Here is a 25,446-nt window from a genome sequence, read left to right as displayed (position 1 = left end):
GCGAAGACCTGAAACCCTTGATCTACAAGCTTCTCAAGCAGACGTCGATCCAGGAACTCATGCCAACTTTGGTCCGGAAAGGCTAGGAATTACCTAAAATTATCATTAGCCATGCCCCCTCCGTGCACCCTAACGCTTGTATAGCCCTCAAACGAGAGCCCTAACCCCGATCATGATTCCCCCCGCCCACCCCGCCAACGCGAAGCAGGCGCCCCACCGCCAGATCGCCCTGAACACAGCGCCGCGGCCCCTCAAACGCACACGCGTCCAGAACTACGGTAGCGCAACAGCCCATCTGCGGAACATATCGCCCCAACCAGTCCCCTGCAAATCCCCGGCTATTTCTTCTCCGCCTTCCCGGCTGCTTTCGCCTTCTTCACCCTCGGCGCCGGCATCAATACCGCCGTTTCCAGCAGCAATTCCCGCAGGCGGTCGGCGTCGTCCAGCAGCTCATCGGCCACCGGATACTCCCTGGCGCCGGGGTACGGCGGGCGCTGCGGGAGGTGCGGGGCCAGCCGCGTGGCGGCGGCGGAGGGTTTGACGAACAGGCTGTTGTCGCAGGCGAAGGCCACCACCTTCTCGTCCACGTACAGGGCGTATTCCCCGAACATGCGGCGGTGGGTCAGGCGGGCGCCCAGCCCGGCCTGTTCCGTGAGATAGGCGATGAAATCGGTGTCGGTGGCCACGGCGCTAACCGCAGAGTGCGGCGCAACGCTGCTTCGCATAGTCCCAGGCGGAGAACCCGGCCTCGCCGTCCGGCACCGGGACGATGTAAGGGTCTTCGCCGAAGGCGGTGTATTGCGCGAACAGCGCCTCGGCGTCCATGCCCGGCCGATGCTGTTCCTCCAGCCAGCGATCCACGACCCGCCTGGCGGCGGTGACGGCTTCGGCCCATGTCGGGAACTCGCCGAGCGTGCAAGTCTCGTCTTCGTCCATGTAGTGGAAGTTGTCAGCGACGCGCACCACAAACATGCCGCCTCCTCGACGATGGACATCCTGACCTGTCGCCAAGGAAGCCTACTCCACTTTTGCTCTCCCCGGCTTCCACTGGAACTGGCCGCAAACTATCGGGATGCCTGATCCGCGCAGGCGATGCAGTGCGTGGCCAGCGGGTCGGCATGCAGGCGCCGGGGGTCGATCGGCTCGCCGCAGGCCAGGCAGTCGCCGTATTCGCCCTGCTCCATGCGCCGCAGCGCCGCGGCGATCTGCTGCAGCTGCCGCTGCCGGCGCTGTTCGGTCGCCAGTGCCATCTGCTGCGCCTGCAGGGCATCCATGCGCGACAGCCGGCCCACGCTGGCCTGGTCCAGCTCGACCGTCTGCCCCGCGGCGGCGGAAGCGCCGGCGATCGATTCCAGTTGCCCGCGCAGCGCCAGCAGACGCGCGCGCAGCTCCGGCCACGGCAGGGCATCAGGCATCGCAGCCTTCCAGCTTCAGCGTCTGCCCCGGCTTGATCGCGTACTTGGGCTTCTTCAGCTTGTTGGCCTTGGCCAGATCATCGAGATCGCACTGCAGCTTGCGGGCGATGCCATGCAGGGTATCCCCGCGCTTGACCTGGTACGTGCGCACCCTGGCCGGCTTGCGCTCGACCGGTGCGGGCGCGGGCGTAGCCTCGCCGGCGGACGGCCCATTGGCCGGGGTGGGCTCGCCCACCCGTACCAGCGCGGACTGCACGTTGCTGGCCACCAGCTGCTGGGCCAGCTCGAGGCGCTTGCCGTGGGTGCAGTTGAAGCGGTACAGCCAGGCGATGCGGGTGGTGACGTTGAGCACGGTGCCGGCGGGCAACATCACATCCGGGCTCCAGCGCGGGTTGAGGTTGCGCAGCGGGCGCAGATAGCCATTGCGCGAGCCCCAGTTGCCCAGGCAGATGGTGAGCTCGTACAGCGAGGCCGGCTGCGTCAGGGTGATCGTCGTCGGCCGCACGCTCACCTTGGGCCAGTGAATGCCGTATTCCTTGGGGTGCAGATACAGCCAGGCCGCGGCGATCACCATCGGCACGTAGTCCTTGGTCTCGGCCGGAAACTGGCTGTACACGTCGATGTCCCAGAAGCTGCGCCCGCCGGTGGTCTGATACACGCGCAAAGCGCGCCCTTCGCCGCCGTTGTAGCCGGCCAGCGCCAGCTCGATGCTATTGCCGAGCTCGGCCAGGCGTTCCTGCAAGTATTGCGCGGCGGCATCGGCGGCGGCGCGCGGGTCGTAGCGGGTATCGAAGCCGCTGCCATCATCGCCCAGGCCGAAACGGCGACCGGTGGCCGGCATGAACTGCAGCGGCCCCACCGCGCCGGCGCGCGAGCCGGCGTGCACCTTGCCGTTGGATTCCTTGGCCAGGATGCCAAACAGCAGCGCCTCCGGCAGGCCATAGCGGCGGAACGCGGGCGACATCAGGTGCTGCATGTAGCGGTAGTTCTCGTAGCTGTCCATCAGCTGCGGGCGCAGATCGGTGAGCCAGCGGCGGATGCCGGCCTGCACCGCGGGATTGAACTGCACCATCTTCACGAAGCGCTGGCCCTCCTCGCTCAGCAGCGCCGCCGCGCTGGCGGAATCGGGCACGTCGGCGGCGGTGAAATCGCGTTCGTCCAGCGGGTCGCCACCGTCGTCGGTCGCGGCATCGTCGAAGCGCGGGGTGTCCTGCAGCAGGCGCTCGTAGGTGGCCAGCATCTGCTCCACCTGGCAGCCGCGCTGCTTGCCACACGCCTCCACCACCGCCTTCATTTCGGCCAGCGCAGCGGTGGTGGCCTTGGCGGCGGCATCCTCGTCCTCGGCCTGCATGGCGTCGCGGTAGCGCTGCTCGGCCTCGCTCATACGCTGCTGCAGCGCCGCCACCGCGGCCTGGTCGCGACGCGATTCGGCCGCCGCGCCATTGCCGCGCTCGCGCCGCGCCTCGTCGGCATGGACAGGCAGGCTGAGGGCTACCAGCAGCGGCAGCAGGACGGCGGCGACAAAACGAAGGTGCATCGGCAGGCATCGAGCAGTGCGTGGGGGCAGGCAGGGTAGCCGCGGCGGCCGCGCAGGGGCAAGGTTTGCGGTATGAATGCGCGGGCTTGGCGATAGAATCCGGCGCATTCCCGAACCCCGACGGAGCATGCGCATGGATCCCATCCTGGTCGGCAAGGCCATCACCACCGAGGACGGCGGCCCGGTGTTCCTGCAGCCGGGGTTCGGCAACCGCCACGGGCTGGTGGCCGGCGCCACCGGCACCGGCAAGACGGTGACCCTGATGACGCTGGCGGAAGGCTTCTCGCGGATCGGGGTGCCGGTGTTCCTGGCCGACGTGAAGGGCGACGTGGCGGGGCTGGCGGTGCCGGGCACGCCCAGCGAGAAGCTGGCCGCGCGGATCGCCCAGCTGGGCATCGCGGACTACCGCAACGAAGCCGCGCCGGTGGTGTTCTGGGACCTGTGGGGCAAGGCCGGGCATCCGGTGCGCGCCACCATCAGCGAGATGGGCCCCACCCTGCTCGGGCGCATCCTCGAACTCAACGACACCCAGGCCGGAGTGCTGGACATCGTGTTCAAGCTGGCCGACGACCGCGGTCTGCTGCTGCTCGACCTGCCCGACCTGCGCGCGCTGCTGAATCTGATTGCGGAGGAGCGCAAGGATGTCAGCACTTCCTACGGGCTGGTCAGCACGCAGTCGATCGGCGCGATCCAGCGCGCGCTGCTGCGGCTGGAGCAGGAGGGCGCGGATGCCTTCTTCGGCGAGCCGGCGCTGGAACTGGCCGACCTGATGCGCACCACCCCCGACGGCCGCGGCGTGGTCAACATCCTCGCCGCCGACCAGTTGATCCTGAAGCCGCGGCTGTATTCCAGCTTCCTGCTGTGGCTGCTGTCGGAGCTGTTCGAGACGCTGCCGGAGGTGGGCGATCTCGACAAGCCCAGGCTCGTCTTCGTGTTCGACGAGGCGCACCTGCTGTTCGACGACGCCCCGGCCGCGCTGCAGCAGCGGATCGAGCAGGTGGTGCGGCTGATCCGCTCCAAGGGCGTGGGCGTGTACTTCTGCTCGCAGTTCCCGGACGACGTGCCGACCAACGTGCTCGGCCAGCTCGGCAACCGCTTCCAGCACGCGCTGCGCGCCTACACCCCGCGCGACCAGAAGGCGGTGCGCACGGCGGCCGAGACCTTCGTGGCCAATCCCGCGCTGGACGTGGCGCAGGCGATCGGCCAGCTCGGCGTAGGCGAGGCGCTGGTATCCACCCTGCAGGGCAAGGGCGTGCCGATGCCGGTGGAGCGCACGCTGATCGCGCCGCCGCGCTGCCGGATGGGCGCCATCACCGAGGCCGAGCGCGCGCAGGTGCGCGCCGGCAGCCCGGTGGGCGGCAAGTACGACACCCGCATCGACCGCGAATCCGCGGCGGAGCGGCTGGCGAAGAAGGCCGGGACGCGCGCCGAGCAGGCGCAGGCACCGGCCGCCAAGACCGCGGAATCGGAGTCGGCCGGCGATGGCAACGGCTTCGGCCAGGCGGTGAAGGATGCGCTGTTCGGCACCAAGCGCCGGCAGGGCATGATCGAAACCATGGCCAAGCAGACCGCGCGCACGGTGGGCAGCCAGGTGGGCCGGCAGATCCTGCGCGGCCTGCTGGGCGGCATGTTCGGCGGCAAGCGCTGACCCAGGCAGGAACACGCGTATGGGCCGCTGGCGTCCACCCGCCGAGAAAAGCACGGCGCTGATCACCCGCGCCGGCCACGACCGCCTGAAGGCGGAGCTGGACGAGCTCTGGCGCGTGCGCCGCCCCGAGGTGGTGAAGGCGTTGGCCGCCGCTGCCGCCGAGGGCGACCGCTCCGAGAACGCGGAATACACCTACCGCAAGAAGCAGCTGGGCGAGATCGACCGCCGCGTGCGCTACCTCAGCAAGCGGCTGGAAGCGCTGAAGGTGGTGGACGCCGCGCCCGCCGACCGCGAGGCGGTGTTCTTCGGCGCCGAGGTGGAGCTGGAGGACGTGGCCAGCGGCGACTGCGCCCGCTACCGCATCGTCGGCCCGGACGAAACCGACGCCGCGCGCGGCTGGATCAGCATCGACGCCCCGCTGGCGCGCGCGCTGCTGAAGAAGCGGATCGACGACGAGGTGCAGGTGCAGCTGCCCGGCGGCCCCGTGCACTACGTGATCGTGGACGTGCGCTACCCGGACTGAAGCGCCGCGCATCCCGCGCCCGCGTGACCCTCCCCACCCGTTCGTCCTGAGCCCGTCGAAGAATGAACGGGGCCACTGGCCCGTCCGTGGTTCGACAGGCTCACCACGAACGGGAGTGGGGTGACCCACCGCGAACGGGACTGGACACGCTCACTGCGAGCCGGCGCTTCAGGCGCGCAGGGCGTCGAACTCTGGGTGGCGGCGCATCCAGGCATCGGCATAGGAGCACTGCGGGTCCACCTTCCAGCCTTGCGCGCGGGCGTGCTCCAGCGCGGCCTGCACCAGCGCGCCGGCAATGCCGCGGCCGCCGATCTCGGGAGGCACGATGGTGTGGGTGATGGCCATCACCGCGCCGGTCGGATCGAAGGTGTAGTCCACCCGGGCCGGGTGGCCATCCACTTCGGTGCTGAAGCGCTGGTGGGCGGGATCGTGCTGGATCGTGTGCATCGCGGTCTCCTCTCCGGGAACGGAGCTTTCAGCCCAGCAGGCGGCGGAGGAAATGCGCGCCCACCGCCGGCTGCAGCAGCAGGGTGAACAGCACGCCATAGGCGGCGCCCCACAGGTGCGCGCTGTGGTTGACGTTGCCCTGCCCGCGCCGGTCCATCCACAGGCTGTAGCCGACGTACAGCACGGCGAACAGGAACGCCGGCACCGGCAGCGGGATCGGGAAGATGATCAGCGTGCTCCAGGGGTCGAACAGGATCGCCGCGAACAGCACCGCCGACACCCCGCCGGACGCGCCCAGGCTGCGGTAGTTCGGGTCGCGCTGGTGCGCAAGATAGGTGGGCAGGATCGCCACCACGATCGCCGACAGGTAGAACAGCACGAAGCCGGCGGTGCCGATCCAGCCGGCGAACACGCGCTCGACCGTGCTGCCGAACGACCACAGGGTGATCATGTTGAACAGCAGGTGCGCCCAGTCCGCGTGCACGAAGCCGTAGGTGAGCAGGCGCTCGTACTGGCGGTTGCGCGCCAGCGCCGGCGGCCACAGCAACAGGCGGTCGAGCAGGCGCGGATCGCCGAACGCACGCCAGCTCACCAGCACGGTGACGAGCACGATGAGAAGGGTGGCCGACATCGCTCAGCCCCGCCCGCTCAGGCCCACTCGGTGAGGCCTTCGCGCTGGTACAGCTGCGCGAACGAGGGCCGCGCCTTCAGGCGCTGCGCAAGCTGCGCCAGCTGCGGCCACTCGGTGGCCGGGCGCGGCATGTTGCGCGACCAGCGCATCAGCATCACCAGGTAGAAATCGGCCACGCTCACGGCCTCGCCCAACAGGTAGGGGCCGTGCGCGGCCAGGTGCGCGTCGATCCGGTCCCATTGCGCCTCGATGCGCGCGGCGCAGTGACTGCGCACCGCCTCGGCCTGCGCCTCGCCCGCCGGCTCGTGCGGATACCACCACTGCCGGAATAGCGGCTGCACCATGTTGGCGAGGTTGAACATCCACTGCAGGTAGTCGGCGCGGCGCGGATCATCCGCGGCCGGGGCCAGGCCGGTCTGCGGGTGGCGCTCGGCCAGCAGCATCGCCAGCGCGGCCGCCTCGTACTGCGGCTTGCCGTCCAGCACCAGGGTGGGCACCACGCCGTTCGGGTTCAACGCCAGGTATTCGGGCGACTTCTGCGCCTTGCTGGCGGTGTCCACCAGGCGCAGTTCGTGCGGCAGGCCGGTTTCGATCAGCAGCCAATGGACGAGGAAACTGGCGGCACCGGGGGCGTAGTACAGGACGTTGGACATGGCACGCTCGCGGGATGGGCGCGGGAGGGATGCCCGGATTTTCCCATAGCCGCCGCTACGTGCCCCGTGCCCTTGGGCAGGGGTCATGCGCGGGCCACGCTGGGCTACCATCGCGCGGCCCACCGGAGACTGCCCATGATCCGCGCGATCCGCCGCCATTCGCTCGCCCTCGCCCTGCTGGCCGCCTGCCTGCCGGGCATGGCCGCGCGCCCTGCGCTGTCCACCGTGGCCGAGCGCAGCGGCTACCAGCAGACCGGCCGCTACGACGAGGTGGTCGCGCTGTGCGATGCCTACCAGCGGGCCTTCCCGAAGGCGGTGCGCTGCTTCGACTTCGGCACCACCCCGCAGGGGCGGCCGATGAAGGCGCTGGCGCTCTCCACCCGCGGCGCGCTGACGGCGGAGGACGCCCGCGCCCAAGGGCTGCCGGTGGTGCTGGTGCAAGGCGGCATCCACGCCGGCGAGATCGACGGCAAGGACGCCGGCTTCGCGCTGGCGCGCGACCTGCTGCAGGGCAAGCTGGACACGCCGGCCCAGCGCCTCCTCGACCGCGTGGTGCTGCTGTTCGTGCCGGTGTTCAACGTGGACGGCCACGAGAATTTCCGAGCCTGGAACCGCCCGAACCAGCGCGGCCCGGAGCAGATGGGCTTCCGGGTCACCGCCCAGCGCATCAATCTCAACCGCGACTACGTGAAGGCCGATGCGCCGGAGATGCAGGCGATGCTAGGGCTCATCAACCAGTGGGACCCGCTGCTCACGCTGGATCTGCACGTCACCGACGGCGCCAAGTTCCGCCACGACATCTCCGTCACCGGCGAGCCGGTGAACGTGGGCGACGAGGCGCTGCGCGCGGCAGGGCGCACGATCAAGGACGGCATCCTTACGCGCCTGAAGGCGCAGGGCTCGCTGCCGGTGGGCTTCTATCCCAGCTTCGTGCGCGAGGACGACCCGTCCAGCGGCTTCGTGGAAAGCGCGTACCCGCCGCGCTTCTCCAGCAGCTATTTCCCGCTGCGCAACCGGCTGGTGATGCTGGTGGAGACCCATTCCTGGAAACCCTATCCGGCGCGCGTGCGCGCCACCTACAACGCGGTGCTGGACGCCCTGCAACTGGTGGCGGAGAACGGCGCGCAGTGGAGCGCGCTGGCCGCGCAGGCCGATGCCCGCGCCCGCCAGCTGGGCGGCACGGCGGTGGCGCTGGACTACCGCACCACCGAGGACAAGCGGGTGATCGACTTCCTCGGCTATGCCTACAAGCGCGTGCATTCGGACATCTCCGGCGGTGAGATGACGGTGTACGACGAGACCACGCCGCAGCTGTGGATGCTGCCGCTGCGCGACACCATCGTGCCGGCCACCACCGTCATCGCGCCCGCCGGCGGCTACCTGGTGCCGGCCGAATACGCCGCGCAGGTGGGCGCGCTGCTGCGCCTGCACGGGATCGACTTCCGCACCCTCTCGGCACCGCTGGCACAGGCATCGGTGCAGGTGTTCAACGCCGACAAGGTGGCGTTCTCCGCCACCCCGATGGAAGGCCACCAGCGCACCAGCCTGTCCGGGACGTGGGCGCCGGAGCGCGTCGATCTCGGCCCCGGCGCACTGTTCGTGCCGATCGCGCAGCCGAAGGCGCGCCTGCTGATGGCGATCCTGGAGCCGCAGGCACCGGATTCGATGGCCGCCTGGGGGCTGTTCAACAACAGCTTCGAGCGCAAGGAATACATGGAAGGCTACGTCGCGGAGGAGCAGGCGCGGCAGATGCTGGCGCGCGACCCGGCGCTGAAGGCCGCCTTCGCGCAGAAGCTGAAGGACGACCCCGAGTTCGCCAAGAGCCCGCGCGCGCGGCTGGACTTCTTCTACCGCCGCCACCCGGCCTGGGACGCCGGCTACGACCACTACCCGGTGCTACGCACCGACCGCGTGCCGGAGTGAGCGCGATGCCGGCGCGTGACGGCGGTCGCTTGCCTGCACCCGCAACGCGCGCCATGCTGCCGGGCATGTCCGGCATCCCGTCCTCCCGGTGCGGCTGAATTCCCCTGTCGCCTGGCTGCTGCTGGCTGCCCTGGTGGGGCTGGCCGGGCGGCATGGCCTGCCAGGCGCGGGCAACGCGCCCATCAACCCGCCCATCGCCGTACCCACGGCCGCCGCCGCGCGCAGCGATGGCCCCGCCCTGCCCGCCTTCCTGCCGGTGGAGGCGCGCGCCACCGTCGCCCTGATCCAGCGCGGCGGTCCGTTCCCGTATGCGCAGGACGGCAGCGTGTTCGGCAATTACGAAGGCCATCTGCCGCGCCAGCTGCGCGGCTGGTACCACGAATACACCGGGCCTACCCCCGGCGTGCGCAACCGCGGTACGCGCCGGATCGTCACCGGCGGCACTCCGCCGCGCGAGTGGTATTACACCGACGACCACTACGCGAGCTTCCGCCGCTTCGACGTGCCCTGATCCCGCGCGCAAGGACCGCCCATGAATGACGATGACGCCTTCACCCTCGCCCTGGACGACCCACGCCAGGCCGGCGTGTTCTTCGTGACCGGCGACGACCTGGACGCACTGGCGGCCTCGGCGCTGGATGCCGACCTGCTGCTGCGCCGGATCGACCTGCGCGACTGCGACGGCAAGGACGCGCTGCTGGCGCGGCTGCAGGACGCGCTGGCGATGCCGCTCGGCGGCCACAACTGGGACGCCCTCAGCGACCGCCTGCGCGACCTGTCGTGGCTGCCGGCGCCCGGCTATGCGCTGCTGCTGGCGAACGCCGGCGACCTGCGCGATGCCGACGAAACCAGCTTCGACACCCTGCTGGACATCCTCGACGTGGCGACGGTGGACTGGCAGCAGCGCAACGTGCCGTTCTGGGCCTTCCTGGCGCTGCCGGAGAGCGATTTCCCGCCGCCCGGCTGACCCGCGCGCGGGCCCCGCGCGCTAGCATATCGGCATGAGCCTGCCTTCCGCTGCGGCGCTGCGCCGCGCCACCCACGATGACATCCCGGCACTGGTGGACCTGGTGACCCGCGCCTACCGCGGCGACGCCAGCCGCGCCGGCTGGACCACCGAAGCCGACCTGCTGGACGGCAACCGGATCGACCCGGAGGTGCTGGCCGCCGACCTCGCTCGCCCGCGCAGCGTGGTGCCGGTGCTGGAACAGGACGGCCGCCTGCTGGCCTGCGCCCACGTGGCCGAGGACGATGGCGCCGGCTATTTCGGGATGTTCGCGGTGGACCCCGCCCTGCAGCGCGGCGGCATCGGCAAGCAGGTGCTGGCCGAGTGCGAACGCATCGCCCGCGACGAATGGGGCCTGCCGGTCATGCGCATGACCGTGATCGACGTGCGCGCGGAGCTGATCGCCTTCTACGAACGCCGCGGCTATCGCCGCACCGGCGTGTTCAAGCCGTTCCCCTACGGCGATGCGCGCTTCGGCCTGCCGCGCCGCGACGACCTGCGCTTCGAGGTGCTGGAGAAGCCACTGCGCGCGGAGGCCGCGGCATGAGCGCGGCCTGGACCTTCGTCTGCACCACCGCCGAACTGCTGCCCGGCGAGATGAAGACCACATTCGACGAGACCACCGGCACGCCGATCGTGGTGTTCAACCTTGACGGCACCCTGTACGCGCTGGAAGACCGCTGCTCGCACGAGGACTTCGAGCTGTCCGCCGGCCATTTCGACGCCGCCAACGGCGGCGTGGAATGCGTACTGCACGGCGCCCGCTTCGACGTGCGCGACGGCCGCGCCCTGTGCGCACCCGCCTACGAGCCGGTGGCCAAGTTCCCGGTGAAGGTGGAAGACGGCGGCGTGTACGTCCGCGACGACCGCTGACCTCCCGGCCCGCGCGGCGCGCGGGCATCCTCCGTGTGCATCCCCTTGCTGCACCGCCCGGCCCACGTTGGCCGCTGGGGGGTGTCGCGCGATCTTTTGTTGTAAATGCGAATTGTTCGCATTATCATGCGCGCATCGCGGCCCCGCGCCGCCCTCCCCGTCTTCCCGAGGACCCGATGCCCACGCACCGCCCCCTGCACCACTTCCCGCTTGCCGCCCTAGCACTCGCCATCGGCGTCGCACTGGCCCCGGCCGCCCGTGCGGCAGACGCCCCGGCGGCCCCGGAAAAACGCGACCCGGCCAAGGACATCGATGCGGTGATCGTGGTCGGCCAGCGCTACCTGCCGGACTACCAGGCGCGCACCACCCGCGGCGCGACCAAGACCGACACCCCGCTGCTGGACGTGCCGCAGGCGGTCACCGTGGTCACCGACAAGCTGGTGGCCGACCAGGGCGTGAGCAGCCTCAACGAGACCTTCCGCTACATGCCGGGCGTCGGCACCGCGCAGGGCGAAGGCAACCGCGACACCCCGGTGCTACGCGGCATCAGCTCCACCGGCGACTTCTACGTGGACGGCATCCGCGACGACGTGCAGTACTTCCGCGACACCTACAACCTAGAACGGGTGGAGGCGCTGAAAGGCCCGAGCGCGATGATCTTCGGGCGGGGCGGCAGCGGCGGCGTGATCAACCGCGTCACCCGCCTGGCCGACGGCATGAACCACCGCAGCGCCACCCTGCAGTTCGGCGCGAACCTGCGCCGGCGCGCGACCGTGGACTTCGGCCAGGGCTTCGGCGAGAGCGCCGGCGTCCGGGTCAACGCGATGGCCGAGGATTCCGGCAGCTTCCGCGACGATGTGTACCTCAAGCGCCACGGGATCAACCCGTCGCTGAACTTCGACCTCGGCGCCGCGACCCGAATGGTGCTGTCCTACGAACATTTCCATGACGATCGCACCGCCGACCGCGGCGTGCCTTCCTACCAGGGCCGGCCAGTGCGCACCGACCCTTCCACCTTCTTCGGCAACCCGCGCCTGAGCCGCACCGAAGCCGACGTGGACGCTTTCGATGCCACGCTCGAACACGCCTTCAGCGACACCCTGCGCCTGCGCAACCACCTGCGCTGGGCCGACTACGACAAGTACTACCAGAACGTGTTCCCGGGCGCGGTCAGCGCCGATGGCAGCACGGTGACGCTGTCGGCCTACCGCAACGCCACCCGCCGCCGCAACCTGTTCAACCAGACCGACCTGGTCTGGGACGTGGAGGCCGGCGCGCTGCGGCATACCGTGCTGGCCGGGGCCGAGCTCGGGCGCCAGGTGACCGACAACTTCCGCCAGACCGGCTACTTCGCGCCGGGAACCAACGTGGTGCCGGTGGCCAGCCCGAACGTGGACGTGCCGGTGACCTTCCAGCAGAGCGCGACCGATGCCGACAACCACGGCATCGCGCGCACCGCGGCCGTGTACGTGCAGGACCAGATCGAGTTCTCGCCGCGCTGGCAGGCGATCCTTGGCCTACGCTACGACGCGTTCCGGGTCGATCTGCGCAACAACCGCAACGGGCAGTGGCTGCACAGCGACGACGGGATGCGCTCGCCGCGCGCCGGGCTGATCTACAAGCCGCGCGAGAATGTCTCGCTGTACGCCAGCGTCAGCACCGCCTTCCAGCCGCGCGCCGGCGACCAGCTGGCCTCGCTCAGCGCCAGCAATGCATCGCTCAAGCCGGAATCCTTCCGCAACCGCGAGATCGGCGCCAAGTGGGACATCCGGCGCGACCTGCAGGCGAGCATCGCGGTGTACCGGCTGGACCGCAGCAACGTGGCGGTCACCGACCCCAACGACCCCACGCGCCTGATCCTGGTCGATGGCCAGTACAGCCAGGGCGTCGAGCTGGGCCTGGCCGGCCGCCTGAGCGAGCGCTGGCAGGTGATGGGCGGCTATGCCTGGCAGGACGGCGAGATCACCGCCACCCAATCGGCCAGCGCGGTCAAGGGCAACCGGCTGGCGCAGCTGCCGCGCCATTCCGCCTCGCTGTGGAACCGCTATGACTTCAGCGAACGCGTGGGCGTCGGCCTCGGCATCATCCATCGCGGCGCGATCTTCGCCAGCGTGGACAACCAGGTGACGCTGCCCGCGTTCACCCGGGTGGATGCCGCGCTGTACTGGACGCTCTCACCGAAGCTACAGGTGCAGCTGAACGTCGAGAACCTCGGCAATGTGCGCTACTTCGCCAGCGCCAACAGCAACAACAACCTCAGCCCCGGCGCGCCGCGCAGCGCGTGGGTGACGCTCAACCTGCGCTACTGAGGCCGGCCATGCAGCATGCTGTCTCCTCGCCGCGCCGGCGCGGCACGCTCCACCGTTTCATCCGCCAGCTGCACCTGTGGATCGGCGCCTGGGGCGCGCTGGCCGCGATCCTGTACGGCGCCACCGGCCTGATCCTCAATCACCGCATGGGCGAGGGTGCCTGGCCGCAGGGCGACAGCCGGGACACCGCGCGCGTCACGCTGGCGATCCCGGCCAGCGCCCGCGCCACGCCGGAGCAGCTGTCGCTGTGGCTGCGCAACACCCGCGGGCTGGATGCGCAGCTGATCCGCAAAGGCGGGCCCGGCGCCGCCGGCGATGGCAAGCCGGCGCCGAAGTGGTCGCTCAGCGGCGGCACGGCGCGCAACTCGTGGGTGCTGGAGTACACCCCGGACAGCGACCGCGCCCTGCTCAAGTACAGCCAGCACTCGCCGCTGGCCGCATTCAACCGCCTGCACAAGGCCGTGGGCGGCGGGCTGCCCTGGCGCCTGCTGGCCGACAGCTTCGCCATCGGCATGCTGCTGCTCGGGCTGTCCGGAATCTGGATGTGGGCGCGCGGACGCAGCCTGCGCGGCATGCTGCTGAGCGTGATGGGCCTGTCCACCCTGGCCTTCGCGGCGGCGCTGGCCTTCGCGCTCGGCTAGCGCCCATGCCGCCGCGCTGGCGCGCTCAGCTCGCCAGGGCGTCGGCGGCGGCAAGGATGTCCTCGTCCTTCGGGATCACCAGGAAGGCCGCGCCGGCCAGCGGGGTGTAGGTGTCCGCGCCGACCACGCGCTTGAGCGGCTTGCCGCCGAAGCCGGCTTCCGTGATCGCGGTGATCACACCTTCGCCAATGCCGGCGCTGAAGCGGCCTTCGTCGACGATGAGGATGCGCTCGCATTCGCCGGCATGTTTCGCGATCGCGGCATGGTTCAGCGGCACCAGCCAGCGCAGGTCCACCACGCGCACCTGCCAGCCGTGCTTCCTCTCGATCGCGCGCGCCGCGCGCAGGCTCATCGGCACGCCGTTGCCAAACGTGAAGATCACGCAGTCGGTGGCCTGTGCGTTGTAAACGCGCTCCTCGCCCAGCACGAGCGCCTGGTCGGGCGCCGGGTACTCGGTCAGCCATTGGCCATCGCCCGCTTCGTACAGGTCCTTGGTCATGTACAGCGCGATGGGTTCGAGGAAGGCGGTCACGCGGCCGTCCACCTTCGCCAGCGCCGCCAGCGTACGCAGCATCATCGCGGCGTCGTCGCCGCGCGACGGGCAACCGACCACCAGTCCCGGGATGTCGCGCAGCGCGGTCACCGAGTTGTCGTTGTGGAAATGCCCGCCGAAACCGCGCTGGTAGCCCAGGCCGGCGATGCGCACCACCATCGGGTTGCGGAACTGGTCGTTGCTGAAGAACTGCAGCGAACAGGCCTCGCCGCGCAGCTGGTCGATGGCGTTGTGCAGGTAGGCCAGGTACTGGATCTCGGGAATCGGCAGCAGTCCCATGTTGGCGAAGCCCTGCGCCATGCCCAGGATCATGGTCTCGTCCAGCAGCGTGTTGAACACGCGCTTGCTGCCGAACGCCTTGTACAGGCCCTTGGTGACCGTGTACACGCCGCCCTTTTGCGCTACGTCCTCGCCGAATAGCAGCGTTTCCGGGTACTTGGCCAGCAGGTCGTGCAGGGCCTGGTTGATCTGGATGGCCAGGTGCTTCGGCGCCTGCTTCTCGGGCAGCTTGTCCTCGCCGCCGAAGGCCTTGATGCGGGCCTCCAGCGACGGCGCGCGGGTGGCCTCGGCCTGCACCGCATCCGGCGTGTACGGCGCCAAGGGGCGCATCACGTGCTCCAGCGTCTCGATGCGTGGGCGGCGGTCGGCGTCCTCGGCGGCAGCGAAGCACTTGCGACGGGTGTCCTCGTACAGCGCGAGGATCTCGTCCTTCGACATCAACCCCGACTCCAGCGCGATCGCGGCCGAGCGCAGCAGCGGATCGCCCGCTTCCACCGCGCACAGTTCCTCGATGCTGCGCCATTCGATCTCGAAGTCGGTGCCGGCGTGGCCCATGATGCGCTGGGTGCGCAGGTGCAGGAAGGTCGGCCGCCGGGTGCGGCGGCAGTGTTCCACCGCGCGCAGCACGTCGTCGTAGCCGGTGACTAGGTCCAACCCGTCGGCGAAGAAGTAGTCGAGGTCGGGACGGTGGCGGAAGCTCTCGCCGATCCAGCCGGTCGGCGTCTTCACCGAGATGCCGATGCCATTGTCCTCGCACACGTACAGCACCGGCGCCGGCAGCTTCTGGTAGGCAGTCCACGACGCCGCGTTGAAGGCGGTCTGCGCGGTGGCGTGGTTGGCGGAAGCATCGCCGAACGAGCAGATGACGATGGAATCCTCCGGCACCGGCAACCCGGTGCCGAGGCGCTTGGCGGTCTCGATGGCGATCGCCGTGCCCAGCGCCTTCGGCAGGTGCGAGGCGATGGTGGAGGTCTGCGGCAGCACCCACAGCGGCTTGCTGCCCCACACCTTGTGGCGGCCGCCGCTGGCCGGATCTTCCGCGCTGGCGGCAAAGCTCAGCGCCGAATCCATGATCGGATCCATCCCCGGCAGCTTGCGGAAGCGCTCGGCCATGAAGCCGCCGCTACGGTAGTGCAGGAACGCGGGGTCGGTATGGCGGGTGGCGCGCGCGACCATCGCATTGCCTTCGTGGCCGCTGCTGCCGATGGTGTAGAAGACCTTGTTCTGCACCCGCAGCACGCGCGCCATCAGGTCGAGGTGGCGGCTGATCAGCTGCGATTCGAACAGCTCGCGGAAGCCGCGGGCATCCAGCGCGCTGCCGTCGAGGATGGCCTCATCGGGCGCCGGTTTCGGCTGCACCTGCCCCTGCCAGTTGCGCACGAACTCCTGGAAGTTGACGTCGCAGATCTCGGCGCGGTTGAGGCCCTTCATGCGGGCCGGGATGGGATTGGGAACGGTGGCGAACATGCGGTTCTCCCCTTCCCGCAGACCCGGGAAGACATGGTGAAAAGGAATCAGGCGCTGCCGGTACGACGGGCCATCCACTGTGCGCGGGTCTGGCCCCAGACATCGATCACCACATCCTGGAACGGAGGCGGCAACCTCCCCGGACCCTGCAGCACCGAGCCAAGGCGCTTGGCCACGTTTTGCGAGGCGATATTGTCCGGATCGATACAGTGGATGATGGCGTCCCAACCGAGGTGGTCGAACGCCCAGTCGATGGCAGCGGTACCGGCCTCGGTCGCATACCCCTTACCCCAGGCGCGCGGATGGAAGGCGTAGCCGATCTCATTGCCGGGCCAGCCCTCCGGCCTCCATGGCCCGATCTGGCCCATCCACTGCCCGCTGGCCTTCTCGAGCACGGCGAACATGCCGAAGCCCTGCACCAGCCATGCGCCCGGTTGCCACAGGAAACGCCGCCATGCTTCGGCGCGACTCACCGCGCCGCCGATGAAGCGCGCGGCATCCGCATTTCCCTGCAGCTCGGCGAAGCCGTCGAAGTCCTCGGCGCGCGGAGGACGCAGGATCAAACGCTCGGTCTCGATGCGGATGTCGTCGATCTTCACTGCCTCGGCTCCTGAACCTCCTGTCGCGCCGGGTCGGCCCGCAGCTGGCAAGCCGCCGCCGAGCGCGCCGAACCCTCATCCGGCGCTGCGCGCCACCTTCTCCCGGAGGGAGAAGGAAGGGCTACGCTCAGAACGCGTTGATGCCGGTCAGCTCGCGGCCGACCACCAGCTCGTGCACGGTCTCGGTGCCCTCGTAGGTGATGACCGATTCGAGGTTCAGCGCGTGCCGGATAGGGCAGTGCTCGGTGGTGATGCCGGCGCCGCCCAGCAGGTCGCGCGCCTCGCGGGCGATGTCGATGGCCATGCGCACGTTGTTCCACTTCGCCAGCGACACCTGGGTGGGCTGCATGGTGCCGGCGTCCTTCAGGCGCCCCAGCTGCAGCGACAGCAGTTGGGCCAGGGTGATGCGGCGGGCCATGTCGGCCAGCTTCAGCTGCGCGGCCTGGGTGGCGGCCACCGGGCGCCCGAACAGGATGCGCTCCTTGCTGTAGCGCAGCGCCTCGTCGAGGCAGGCGATGGCGGCGCCGATGGGGCCCCAGGTGATGCCGTAGCGGGCCTGGGTGAGGCAGCCCAGCGGGCCTTTGAGTCCCTTCACGTTCGGCAGGCGGTTGGCCTCCGGCACGCGCACGTTGTCGAAGAACAGCGCGCTGGTGACCGAGGCGCGCAGGCTCATCTTGTGCTTGATCTCCTGCGCGGCGAAGCCGGGCATGCCCTTCTCGACGATGAAGCCCTGGATGCCCTCGTCGGTCTGCGCCCACACGATGGCGATGTCGGCCAGGTTGCCGTTGGTGATCCACATCTTGGAGCCGTTGATCACCCAGTCGCCGCCGTCGCGGCGCGCGTTGGTTTTCATGTTGGCCGGGTCGGAGCCGCCGTGCGGCTCGGTCAGGCCGAAGCAGCCGATCACCTTGCCTGCCGCCATTTCCGGCAGCCAGCGCTGGCGCTGCTCCTCGCTGCCGTAGGCGTAGATCGGGTACATGCACAGCGAGCTCTGCACCGACACGAAGCTGCGGATGCCGGAATCGCCGCGCTCCAGCTCCTGGCAGATCAGGCCGTAGCTGACCGAGTTCAGGCCGGCGCAGCCGTACGTCTCCGGCAGCGAGGACCCCAGCAGGCCAAGCGCGGCGATCTCCGGGATGAGTTCCTTCGGGAAGCGGCCGGCGTCGAAGCACTCGCCGATGATAGGCAGCACCTTCTCGTCGGTGAAGCGCGCCACGGTGTCCTGCACCGCACGCTCTTCTTCGCTGAGCATGGAACGGACGTCGTACAGGTCGTAGGGGTGCAGGGCCATGGCGGGTTGACGGTCAGGATGGACGAACCGCCATTGTAATCTTGCGGCCCGTACAGCCGGTACGTGCGATCCGACCAGGTTTTCCCTGCGGATCGTCGATCCCGCCGCCTCCGGCGTGCGTTTCGCCGGCTCATGCAAAACGGGGCCGGAGATCACTCCGGCCCCGCGTGCAATCCGCTTGCGGATGCGACGTCAGCGCATGGTCGCGCCGTCGGCGGCGGCGGTCTGGGTGACCACGCGGCCGTCGATCACCGGCAGCTGCGCGCCGGGCTTGCTGTCCATGCGCACCGTGTGCTGCTCGCCGTTGTAGCGGTAGGTCACGTCATAGCCGACGGTCTTGCTGCCGTCGCCCAGCGCGATGCGGGTGCCCGGCTTGCTGTCCATACGCATCTGGCCGGTACTGCCGTCGGGCTTGCGGTAGGTGACGTTCCAGCCGACCGTGCGCTCGCTGGTGGAGGTGCCGGTGACGGTATGGCACTGGCGCTCGGTGCGGTTCACCACCTTGCCGCCTTCATGGCGCTTGTCGATTTCACGGCCCGCATAACCGCCTGCCACGGCACCAGCCACGGTCGCCAGCTTGCGGCCATCACCCTTGCCGATCTGGTTGCCCACGATGCCACCGATCAGGGCCCCGGCCACGGTGCCGCCGACGTTGCCGTCGCGCTCGGGCAGGCGCTCCTGCACTACCACGTCCTCGCACACTTCGCGCGGGGTGTTGACGGTATTGGTCTCGCGGATCGGCTCGCTGCGCACCACGCTGGCGTACAGCGGCTCGCGTGCGGTCACCGGCTTGACGTCCAGCACGTCGGCATAATCCAGGCGCGGCGCGGCGGAGGCCGGGATGGCATTGCCGGCCGGCAGCGGCTCGCCGTTGGCGCCCGCCTGCGGCAGGCTGCCGGCCGGGGCGCCGGCGACGGCCTCCTGGGTCTGCGGCTTGCGGCTGTTCATGTAACCGGCGACGGCCACGCCGCCGACCACCAGGGCGGCCGCGACGGCGATGGCGAGGGTGGTGTTCTTGGACATGTTCGGCTCCCGCATGAGTTGAAGTGGAAAGGCCCCCTGAGGCGTGGCCGATTGCAGCACGGTGAATCTGAATCGGCCCCGAGCAACCAGTATGCGCGCCGCCACTGCGGCGGGATACGTTCAGCTTGATGAGCGCCGCATTCAGCCCCCACCGTGCTAGCGTGCCGGCATGCGCCATCTCCTGCTCGCCCCGTTGCTGCGCTGGCTGGGAAAGCTCAGCTTCCCGCGCCTGTTCCTGCTCAGCGCGATCCTGTTCCTGCTCGACCTGGCGGTGCCGGATTTCATTCCGTTCGCGGACGAACTGCTGCTGGGGCTGGCCACCCTGCTGCTGGCGCGCTGGAAGAAGCCCGCCGCGCCGGACGAGGCGGCCGCCCGTCACGCCGGGCACTGAGCATGTGGCTGGTCGATAGCCACAGCCATTTCGACGCGGCCGAATTCGATGCCGACCGCGATGCCGCCTGGCAGCGCGCGCGCGCGGCTGGAGTGGCCATGCAGGTGGTGCCGGCAGTCGCCGCCGACGGTTGGCCTGCGCTGCGCGCGATCTGCGCGGCCCGCCCCGGCCTGTTCCCGGCCTACGGCCTGCACCCGATGTTCCTCGACCGCCATCGCCCCGAACACCTGCCGCTGCTGCGCGACTGGATCGCGCGCGAACGCCCGCACGCGGTGGGCGAATGCGGGCTGGACTTCTTCGTCCCCGGCCTGGATGCGCAGGCGCAGCAAATCTACTTCGAAGGCCAATTGCAGCTGGCGCGGGAGTTCGACCTGCCGGTGATCGTGCACGCGCGGCGCGCGGTGGATGCGGTGATCGCCACGCTGCGCCGCATCGGCGGGCTGCGCGGGGTGGTGCACAACTTCTCCGGCAGCCCCGAGCAAGCCGCGCAGCTGCACCGGCTCGGCTTCCTGCTCGGCATCGGCGGACCGGTGACCTACGACCGCGCGCAGCGTCTGCGCCGGATCGTGGCGGGCATGCCGCTGGAGCAGCTGCTGCTGGAAACCGACAGCCCCGACCAGCCGGGCGTCGTGCACCGCGGCCAGCGCAACGAGCCGGCGTTCCTGCCGGAAGTGCTGGCGGTGGTCGCGCAGCTGCGCGGAATGCCGCCGGAGGCGGTGGCCGCGGCCACCTTCGACAACGCCGCGCGCCTGTTCAACCTGCCCGTCAACCTGCCCGTTTCGGCTTGAGCAAGAGTTCGATCGCCTTGCCCACCGCCGCGAACGCGAACGCGCCGGTGACGTGGGTGGCCGCGCCCAGCCCGGCACCGCAATCGAGCTTCAGCGCCTCGTCGCCGCCCAGCGCCGGACGCACGCCGCACACACTGCCATCGGCCTGCGGGTAGCGCACGTTCTCCAGCGAATACACCGCCGGCACCCCGAAGTAGCGGTCGTGGTTCTTGGGGAAGTTGAACTCGGCGCGCAGCTTCTTGCGGATCAGCGAGAGCATGGCGTCGTGCTCGGTGCGCGACAGGTCGCGCACGCGGATCTGGGTCACGTCGCTGCGGCCGCCGGCGGCGCCGACGGTGATGATGGGCTGCTTGCGGCGGCGGCAATAGGCAATCGCCTCGACCTTGGTGCGGAAGCTGTCGCAGGCATCCAGCACCAGATCGCCCGGTGCCTGCAGCAGCTCGGCCATGTTCGCCGGGGTGAGGAAGCGCGGCTCCAGCTGCAGCCGGATATGCGGATTGATCGCGCGGCAGCGTTCGGCCATCGCCTCGATCTTGGCGCGCCCGTACTGGCCGTCCAGCGCCGGCAATTGGCGGTTGGTGTTGCTGATGCAAATGTCATCCGCGTCGACCAGGGTCAGCGCACCGACGCCGCTGCGCGCCAGCGCCTCCACTGCCCACGAACCCACGCCGCCGATCCCGACCACGGTGACGTGGCAGGCGGCCAGACGCGCCAGCGCGCCGCGCCCGTACAGGCGGTCGATGCCGGAAAAGCGCCGTGCGATCTCCGGGGCAAGCTCGCCGGAAAAATTCGGATCAGGGTGTGCGTGCATGCGCATAGTCTAGTGGCGATGCCCGGCGGCGATGCCGAGGGCGCTGCCGCGTGCCACCACCCAGCGGCCATGTTGCAAGCGCTGCTGCGCTGCGCCATGCTGCGCCCAGCGCCGCCTTAGAGTTTCTGCTCCATGTCCGCGACCCGCGTCATCAAGAAGTACCCCAACCGCCGACTGTACGACACCGAGATCTCCAGCTACATCACGATCGAGGACGTGCGCCAGCTGATCGTCGATGGCGAGGAATTCGAGGTCCGCGACGCCAAGACCGGCGAGGACCTCACCCGCCAGGTCCTGCTGCAGATCATCGCCGAGCACGAGCAGGACGGGCAGCCGATGCTGTCCACCCAACTGCTCAGCCAGCTGATCCGCTTCTACGGCGACTCGCTGCAGGGCTTCATGGGCAACTACCTGGAGCGCTCGATGCAGCTGTTCCTGGAGCAGCAGAACCAGTTCCGCCAGCAGATGGGCGGCCTGCTGGGGCAGACGCCCTGGACCCTGCTGAACCAGCTCACCGAGCGCAACATGGCGCTGTGGAAGGACTTCCAGAGCAACCTCGGCAACGGCCTCGGCACCCCTACCCATCCACGCGAGAAGGACGCGCGCAAGCCGCGCTGAAGACACGGCCCGGGCCGGCGTGCCCTTCAGCCCGCGCGGGCGCCCGCGCCGCCGGCATCGCCGCAAAAGCGCGCGCGGTATTCCAGCGCCTTCGGCATCAGCGCCTGCAGCTGCTGGATGCGGGTGCCCGCGCTGGGATGGGTGGATGCGAACTCCGGCGGCGCGCGGTCCTGCGTGCCCTGCTCCATGCGTTCCCATAGCGGCACCGCTTCGCGCGGATCGAAGCAGGCCGCGGCGGCCAGCATCAGGCCGAGTTCGTCCGCCTGGGTCTCCTGGCTGCGCGCATAGGGCAGGGCGCTGCCATAGCCGTAGGCGGCCATCACCGTCTGCAGCGTGCCCTGGTCCATCCCGCTGGCCGCGCCCGCCAGCTGCCCCAGCTGTTCCAGCTTGGCCCGCGTCATCCGCTGCGCGCCATGCCGGAGCAGGGCGTGCGCGATCTCATGCCCCAGCACCACGGCCAGCGCATCCGCATTGCCCGCCACCGGCAGCAACCCGGTGTACACCGCGATCTTGCCCCCCGGCAGGCAGAACGCATTGACCTGGTCCGACTGCAGCACCGTCACTGCCCAATCGAAGCCGCGCTCCACGTGGCTGGCCTGCAGGCCGTGCTCGGCGGCCAGCGCATCCGAGACCGGCGGGATGCGCGCGATCAGCCGCTCCGCGATCGCCTCGACCTGCCGCGAGGCCTGCGCCTCGGCCGGCAGCGGCTGCTCCTGCCGCAGCACTTCCTGGTAAGCCTGCAGGCCAAGCGCCTTTTCCTGCTCGGGCGAGATGCCCTTGTCGATCACCACCGCCTGCCCGGTGAGCGGGTCGATGCTGCGGTTGGAATACCAGTAATACGCACCGTAGGCGGCGAATGCCAGCAGCACCCACAGCCGCAGCCCACCGCGTCGCCCGCCCGGCATCTGCCCCAGATTCATGCCCGTCTCCCGTCGTGCGCGAAGGTGCCCGCGCGCCATGGTGATACTACAGCTGCCGCACCACCCGGAAGCCCACCCGGGCGCTGGTCACGTCCACGCCGCCGGCGGTGCGCCAGGCCGAGCGCACCTGCGCCGGCGCGCTGGACCACCCTCCGCCGCGATACATGCGCACGCGGCAACCGGGATTGACCCAGGCTGCGCCGTTGGCAGGCGCGCGCCGGTAGCCGCGGTGCCAGCAGTCGGCCACCCACTCACTGACGTTGCCGTCGATGTCGTACAGGCCGAAGGCGTTGGCGCGGAAGCTGGCCACCGGCGCCGGGCCCCACCAGCCGTCGCCGTAGCCGGGAAAGGCATTACTCCAGCGCCGCCCCTGCGGCGAGACGTCGCGGCTGCCGGCCAGATTCGCTTGGCCCGGCGACGGCGATCCATCGCCCCACGGCCAACGCCCGCTGCCGCCGGCGCGCAGCACGTACTCGAATTCGGCCTCGCTGGGCAGGCGGTAATGCGCGCCGGTCTGCGCGCTCAGCCAGGCCGTGTACGCTTCGGCATCGCGCGCGGTGACATGGATCACCGGCATGTCGTCACTGGCGGGGCGGCCGTCGTAGCCGGCGCGCCAGTCGATCCCGCTACCGCGTACGAAGTTGCCGCTGCGGCCGTCGTAGGCCATCGAGTGGCCGCGCTTGCTGGCGCGGGTGACGTAGCCGGTGGCCTCCACGAAGCGGCGGAACTCGCCCACCGTCACTTCGTGGCGGCCCATCGCGAAGCCGCGATCGAAACGCACCGCATGCCGCGGCTGCTCGTCCGCCGAGGCATCCGGGTCGCCCGGGGTCGCCCCCATCATGAAATCGCCGTGCGGCACCACCACCAGCGTGGGCCCGCGGCCGCCGTCGGCCAGCGCGTCGCTGAATACCTGCCCGGGGCGAAACAGGCCGTAGCGGCTGACCTGGTCGATCCGCTGGCGCAGCGCCACGCTGACCGGATCGCCCGGGGCCGCGATGCGCAGGATCTCGGCCAGGCGGCCGCGCGCAAAGCGCAGATCGGCATCGCCCAGCGCCATCATGCCCTCGTCGCCGAGGCGGCGGATGCGGTCGGCGCGCGCGGCCTCGATATCGGCGCGTGCCGCGGCGATCACCCCGGCATCGTCGCGTGCGCGCTGGGCGCGCGCCAGCATGGCGTAGGCGGCATCGAAATCCCCCTGCTGCGCCAGCGCCAGTGCCTGCGCGACCAGGCGCGCCTGCACCGTGGCGATGCCCTGCTGCACGCGCGCCAGCGCCGGCCACAGCGCCTGCGCCTTGCGGTAATGCGCCAGCGCGCCCTGCTCCGGGGTATCCAGCAGACCGGCCTGCAGCGCGCGATCGCCGGCCTGCACTTCATCGAACGCCTGCCCGGCGCGATCCACCGCCTGCAGGTACTGCACCACCTCCGGCTGCTGCGGCCACAGCGTGCGCAACACGCTGCCGTGGCGCTGGGCAAAGCGCAGCGAGGCGAGGTCGTCGCCGCCGGCCAACGCGATCCACGCCTGCGCCAGCAGCGCCGCCTGCGCCTTCTCCAGCAGTTGCGCGTCGCGGGCGTTGCCCGGCTCGATCTTCTGCAAGGCCAGCAGCAGCGGGATGGCCGACTGTGCGGTCTCGAACAGATCGCCGCGCGCCAGTGCGCGCTGCGCCTGCATGCGCGCACGCGCCGGGGTGTCGATGTGCACTTCCGGCAGCGTCCAGCTGAGCACGTCGGCCAGCGCGTCATCGCCCTCGATCCGCACCTGTGCGCCGGCCTTCGCCGCCGCGGAGGTGGCGGTCGGCGCCGCGCGAACCTCGGTGCTTGCCGGCACCGATGGCGCCGGCTTGCAGCCCGCCAGCACCAGCAGCCCCGCGATGACCAGACCTCTTACGCGCACGCCCTCGCTCCCTGCCGCCGGCGACGCGCCGGCAACGCTGCAGGCGAACGTAGGCCATGCCCGCGCGCCCGACAACCGCATAATGCACGGATGAAGCACTGGATCGACACCCCCGACGCGCTGCGCGCGCATCTCACCAACCCGCCCGCCACGATCGGGTTGGACACCGAATTCATCCGCGAACGCACCTACTGGCCGCAACTGGCGCTGGTGCAGATCGCACTGGGCGAGTCCGACGACGCCATCCTGCTGGTGGACCCGCTGCGTCCCGGCATGGCCAAGGCGCTGGCCCCGCTGCTGGCCGATCCGGGCGTGCTGAAGCTGATGCACAGCCCCAGCGAGGACCTGGTGGCGTTCAAGCACGCCTGCGGAGTGCTACCGGCGCCGCTGTTCGACACCCAGGCCGCCGCCGCCCTGTGCGGGCTGGGTTCCGGTCTGGGCTACCAGAAGCTGGTGCAGGCCGTGACCGGGGTGGAGCTGGCCAAGGGCGAGACCCGGTCCGACTGGCTGCGCCGCCCGCTGTCGTCCGCGCAGCTGGCCTACGCCGCCGACGACGTGCGCTACCTGCATGCCCTGCACCGGGACCTGCAGGCCCGCCTGGCCGCGAACGGCCGCGCGGCGTGGCTGGCCGAGGACAGCGAACGCCAGCTGGCGAATGCCGCCGGCGACGACAGCGAACGTTGGCCGCACCTGGCCCTGCGCAGCGCGCAGTTCCTCGACCTCGATGGCCAGCGCCGCCTGCTGCGGCTGCTGCGCTGGCGCGAGGCCCAGGCCCGCGCCAGCGACCGCCCGCGCAGCTGGATCCTGGACAATGAACTCGCGGTTGCCCTCGCCCGCCAGCCGCTGGACAGCCGGCTGCGCTTCGATGCCCTGCTGGACGGCTTCCCCAAGGCCCCGCGCAACCTGCGCACGCCGCTGTGGGACGCCCTCATCACCCCACTCCCCGACGAGGCGCAAGCCCCGCCGGTACGCGGCGACGACCGCGACAAGAAGCAGCTGCGCGCCCTGCAGGAGGCGGTGGCGGCGGCCGCGGCGGAACTCGGGCTGCCGGAAGGCGTGCTGGCCTCGCGCCGCCTGCTGGAAGGCCTGCAGGACGGCAACGGCTGGACCGGACCGCTGGCGGGCTGGCGCCGGGCCGTGCTGGAGCCGCGGCTGTCGCCCCTGCTGGGGGGCTAGTTGGCAGCGCCCGATGGCATCCGTATAATCGCG

Annotated in this window: 27 protein-coding genes; 13 read left to right on the top strand and 14 right to left on the bottom strand. The window is 70.2% G+C overall.

The window, feature by feature from the left end:
* Positions 1-338: 338 nt before the first annotated feature.
* The 4 genes from EDC34_RS11735 to EDC34_RS11720 form a co-directional block, all read right to left on the bottom strand.
* Positions 339-686, bottom strand: coding sequence for a TfoX/Sxy family protein (locus EDC34_RS11735; RefSeq protein WP_114961058.1), 348 nt, complete (start codon positions 684-686; stop codon positions 339-341).
* 4 nt (positions 687-690) lie between these two features.
* Positions 691-972 carry a hypothetical protein gene (locus tag EDC34_RS11730; protein ID WP_114961057.1) on the bottom strand — a complete coding sequence of 94 codons (282 nt, stop codon included), beginning with the start codon at positions 970-972 and terminating at the stop codon, positions 691-693.
* A gap of 92 nt (positions 973-1,064) precedes the next feature.
* Entirely contained in the window at positions 1,065-1,415 is a 351-nt protein-coding gene (locus tag EDC34_RS11725; RefSeq protein WP_114961056.1) for a TraR/DksA family transcriptional regulator, read from the bottom strand.
* Entirely contained in the window at positions 1,408-2,952 is a 1,545-nt protein-coding gene (locus tag EDC34_RS11720; protein WP_114961055.1) for a transglycosylase SLT domain-containing protein, read from the bottom strand. The genes EDC34_RS11725 and EDC34_RS11720 overlap by 8 nt, the downstream gene beginning before the upstream one ends.
* Positions 2,953-3,085: 133 nt before the next feature.
* On the opposite strand from EDC34_RS11720, the gene EDC34_RS11715 reads away from it, so the two are divergent.
* Both EDC34_RS11715 and greB read left to right on the top strand, forming a co-directional pair.
* Positions 3,086-4,600: a helicase HerA-like domain-containing protein gene (locus EDC34_RS11715; RefSeq protein WP_114961062.1), complete on the top strand. Its 1,515-nt coding sequence runs from the start codon at positions 3,086-3,088 to the stop codon at positions 4,598-4,600.
* Positions 4,601-4,619: 19 nt separating this feature from the next.
* Positions 4,620-5,123 carry a transcription elongation factor GreB gene (greB, locus tag EDC34_RS11710; RefSeq protein WP_114961054.1) on the top strand — a complete coding sequence of 168 codons (504 nt, stop codon included), beginning with the start codon at positions 4,620-4,622 and terminating at the stop codon, positions 5,121-5,123.
* 168 nt (positions 5,124-5,291) lie between these two features.
* On the opposite strand, the gene EDC34_RS11705 is transcribed toward greB, so the two are convergent.
* From EDC34_RS11705 to EDC34_RS11695, 3 genes are read right to left on the bottom strand one after another with little or no spacing between them, the layout of a single operon-like run.
* The gene (locus EDC34_RS11705; RefSeq protein ID WP_114961053.1) at positions 5,292-5,570 is read right to left on the bottom strand and encodes a GNAT family N-acetyltransferase; all 279 of its coding nucleotides are present in this window, start codon (positions 5,568-5,570) and stop codon (positions 5,292-5,294) included.
* Positions 5,571-5,598: 28 nt separating this feature from the next.
* Entirely contained in the window at positions 5,599-6,201 is a 603-nt protein-coding gene (locus EDC34_RS11700) for a rhomboid family intramembrane serine protease (protein WP_114961052.1), read from the bottom strand.
* 17 nt (positions 6,202-6,218) lie between these two features.
* Positions 6,219-6,854, bottom strand: a complete 636-nt coding sequence (locus EDC34_RS11695; RefSeq protein ID WP_114961051.1) for a glutathione S-transferase family protein — start codon at positions 6,852-6,854, stop codon at positions 6,219-6,221.
* A gap of 138 nt (positions 6,855-6,992) precedes the next feature.
* Here EDC34_RS11695 and EDC34_RS11690 point away from each other — a divergent pair, with 138 nt between their 5' ends.
* The 7 genes from EDC34_RS11690 (at position 6,993) to EDC34_RS11660 (ending at position 13,606) form a co-directional block, all read left to right on the top strand.
* Positions 6,993-8,777 carry a M14 family metallopeptidase gene (locus EDC34_RS11690; protein WP_425477504.1) on the top strand — a complete coding sequence of 595 codons (1,785 nt, stop codon included), beginning with the start codon at positions 6,993-6,995 and terminating at the stop codon, positions 8,775-8,777.
* A gap of 94 nt (positions 8,778-8,871) precedes the next feature.
* Positions 8,872-9,288 (top strand): guanyl-specific ribonuclease, encoded by a 417-nt coding sequence (locus tag EDC34_RS11685; protein ID WP_114961061.1) that lies wholly within the window; start codon positions 8,872-8,874, stop codon positions 9,286-9,288.
* Between the two features lie 21 nt (positions 9,289-9,309).
* Positions 9,310-9,744, top strand: coding sequence for a barstar family protein (locus EDC34_RS11680; RefSeq protein WP_114961049.1), 435 nt, complete (start codon positions 9,310-9,312; stop codon positions 9,742-9,744).
* 34 nt (positions 9,745-9,778) lie between these two features.
* Entirely contained in the window at positions 9,779-10,330 is a 552-nt protein-coding gene (locus EDC34_RS11675; RefSeq protein WP_114961048.1) for a GNAT family N-acetyltransferase, read from the top strand.
* A complete protein-coding gene (locus EDC34_RS11670; RefSeq protein ID WP_114961047.1) occupies positions 10,327-10,656 on the top strand; it encodes a non-heme iron oxygenase ferredoxin subunit in 330 nt (109 codons plus the stop codon). The genes EDC34_RS11675 and EDC34_RS11670 overlap by 4 nt, the downstream gene beginning before the upstream one ends.
* Before the next feature lie 176 nt (positions 10,657-10,832).
* The gene (locus EDC34_RS11665) at positions 10,833-12,965 is read left to right on the top strand and encodes a TonB-dependent receptor (protein WP_114961046.1); all 2,133 of its coding nucleotides are present in this window, start codon (positions 10,833-10,835) and stop codon (positions 12,963-12,965) included.
* Positions 12,966-12,973: 8 nt separating this feature from the next.
* The gene (locus EDC34_RS11660) at positions 12,974-13,606 is read left to right on the top strand and encodes a PepSY-associated TM helix domain-containing protein (RefSeq protein WP_114961045.1); all 633 of its coding nucleotides are present in this window, start codon (positions 12,974-12,976) and stop codon (positions 13,604-13,606) included.
* Positions 13,607-13,631: 25 nt separating this feature from the next.
* On the opposite strand, the gene EDC34_RS11655 is transcribed toward EDC34_RS11660, so the two are convergent.
* The 4 genes from EDC34_RS11655 to EDC34_RS11640 form a co-directional block, all read right to left on the bottom strand.
* Positions 13,632-15,905, bottom strand: a complete 2,274-nt coding sequence (locus EDC34_RS11655; RefSeq protein WP_114961044.1) for a thiamine pyrophosphate-dependent enzyme — start codon at positions 15,903-15,905, stop codon at positions 13,632-13,634.
* Positions 15,906-15,952: 47 nt separating this feature from the next.
* Complete coding sequence (locus EDC34_RS11650; RefSeq protein ID WP_114961043.1) at positions 15,953-16,504, bottom strand: GNAT family N-acetyltransferase; 552 nt, start codon at positions 16,502-16,504, stop codon at positions 15,953-15,955.
* Positions 16,505-16,631: 127 nt separating this feature from the next.
* Complete coding sequence (locus tag EDC34_RS11645; RefSeq protein WP_114961042.1) at positions 16,632-17,795, bottom strand: acyl-CoA dehydrogenase family protein; 1,164 nt, start codon at positions 17,793-17,795, stop codon at positions 16,632-16,634.
* 192 nt (positions 17,796-17,987) lie between these two features.
* A complete protein-coding gene (locus tag EDC34_RS11640) occupies positions 17,988-18,818 on the bottom strand; it encodes a glycine zipper 2TM domain-containing protein (protein WP_114961060.1) in 831 nt (276 codons plus the stop codon).
* Positions 18,819-18,987: 169 nt separating this feature from the next.
* On the opposite strand from EDC34_RS11640, the gene EDC34_RS11635 reads away from it, so the two are divergent.
* Positions 18,988-19,209: a DUF6116 family protein gene (locus tag EDC34_RS11635; protein WP_114961041.1), complete on the top strand. Its 222-nt coding sequence runs from the start codon at positions 18,988-18,990 to the stop codon at positions 19,207-19,209.
* A gap of 2 nt (positions 19,210-19,211) precedes the next feature.
* A complete protein-coding gene (locus EDC34_RS11630) occupies positions 19,212-19,997 on the top strand; it encodes a TatD family hydrolase (RefSeq protein WP_114961040.1) in 786 nt (261 codons plus the stop codon).
* Here EDC34_RS11630 and EDC34_RS11625 read toward each other — a convergent pair.
* Positions 19,975-20,808: a tRNA threonylcarbamoyladenosine dehydratase gene (locus tag EDC34_RS11625; protein ID WP_114961039.1), complete on the bottom strand. Its 834-nt coding sequence runs from the start codon at positions 20,806-20,808 to the stop codon at positions 19,975-19,977. The genes EDC34_RS11630 and EDC34_RS11625 overlap by 23 nt on opposite strands.
* 132 nt (positions 20,809-20,940) lie before the next feature.
* Between EDC34_RS11625 and phaR the strand changes: the two genes are divergently transcribed.
* Positions 20,941-21,426 (top strand): polyhydroxyalkanoate synthesis repressor PhaR, encoded by a 486-nt coding sequence (gene phaR, locus EDC34_RS11620; RefSeq protein ID WP_114961038.1) that lies wholly within the window; start codon positions 20,941-20,943, stop codon positions 21,424-21,426.
* Between the two features lie 26 nt (positions 21,427-21,452).
* Here the strand turns inward: phaR and EDC34_RS11615 are convergent, their stop codons facing one another.
* Entirely contained in the window at positions 21,453-22,346 is an 894-nt protein-coding gene (locus EDC34_RS11615) for a M48 family metallopeptidase (protein WP_114961037.1), read from the bottom strand.
* 46 nt (positions 22,347-22,392) lie between these two features.
* Positions 22,393-24,237: a formylglycine-generating enzyme family protein gene (locus EDC34_RS11610; protein ID WP_240311134.1), complete on the bottom strand. Its 1,845-nt coding sequence runs from the start codon at positions 24,235-24,237 to the stop codon at positions 22,393-22,395.
* A 90-nt stretch (positions 24,238-24,327) separates the two neighbouring features.
* Between EDC34_RS11610 and rnd the strand changes: the two genes are divergently transcribed.
* Positions 24,328-25,413 (top strand): ribonuclease D, encoded by a 1,086-nt coding sequence (rnd, locus tag EDC34_RS11605; RefSeq protein ID WP_114961035.1) that lies wholly within the window; start codon positions 24,328-24,330, stop codon positions 25,411-25,413.
* Positions 25,414-25,446 lie beyond the last annotated feature (33 nt).

The organism is Thermomonas haemolytica, from assembly GCF_004346265.1.
Classification (GTDB): domain Bacteria; phylum Pseudomonadota; class Gammaproteobacteria; order Xanthomonadales; family Xanthomonadaceae; genus Thermomonas; species Thermomonas haemolytica.
The sequence above is the reverse complement of the archived record's forward strand: the minus strand, read 5'-3'. Positions and strand labels throughout refer to the sequence as shown.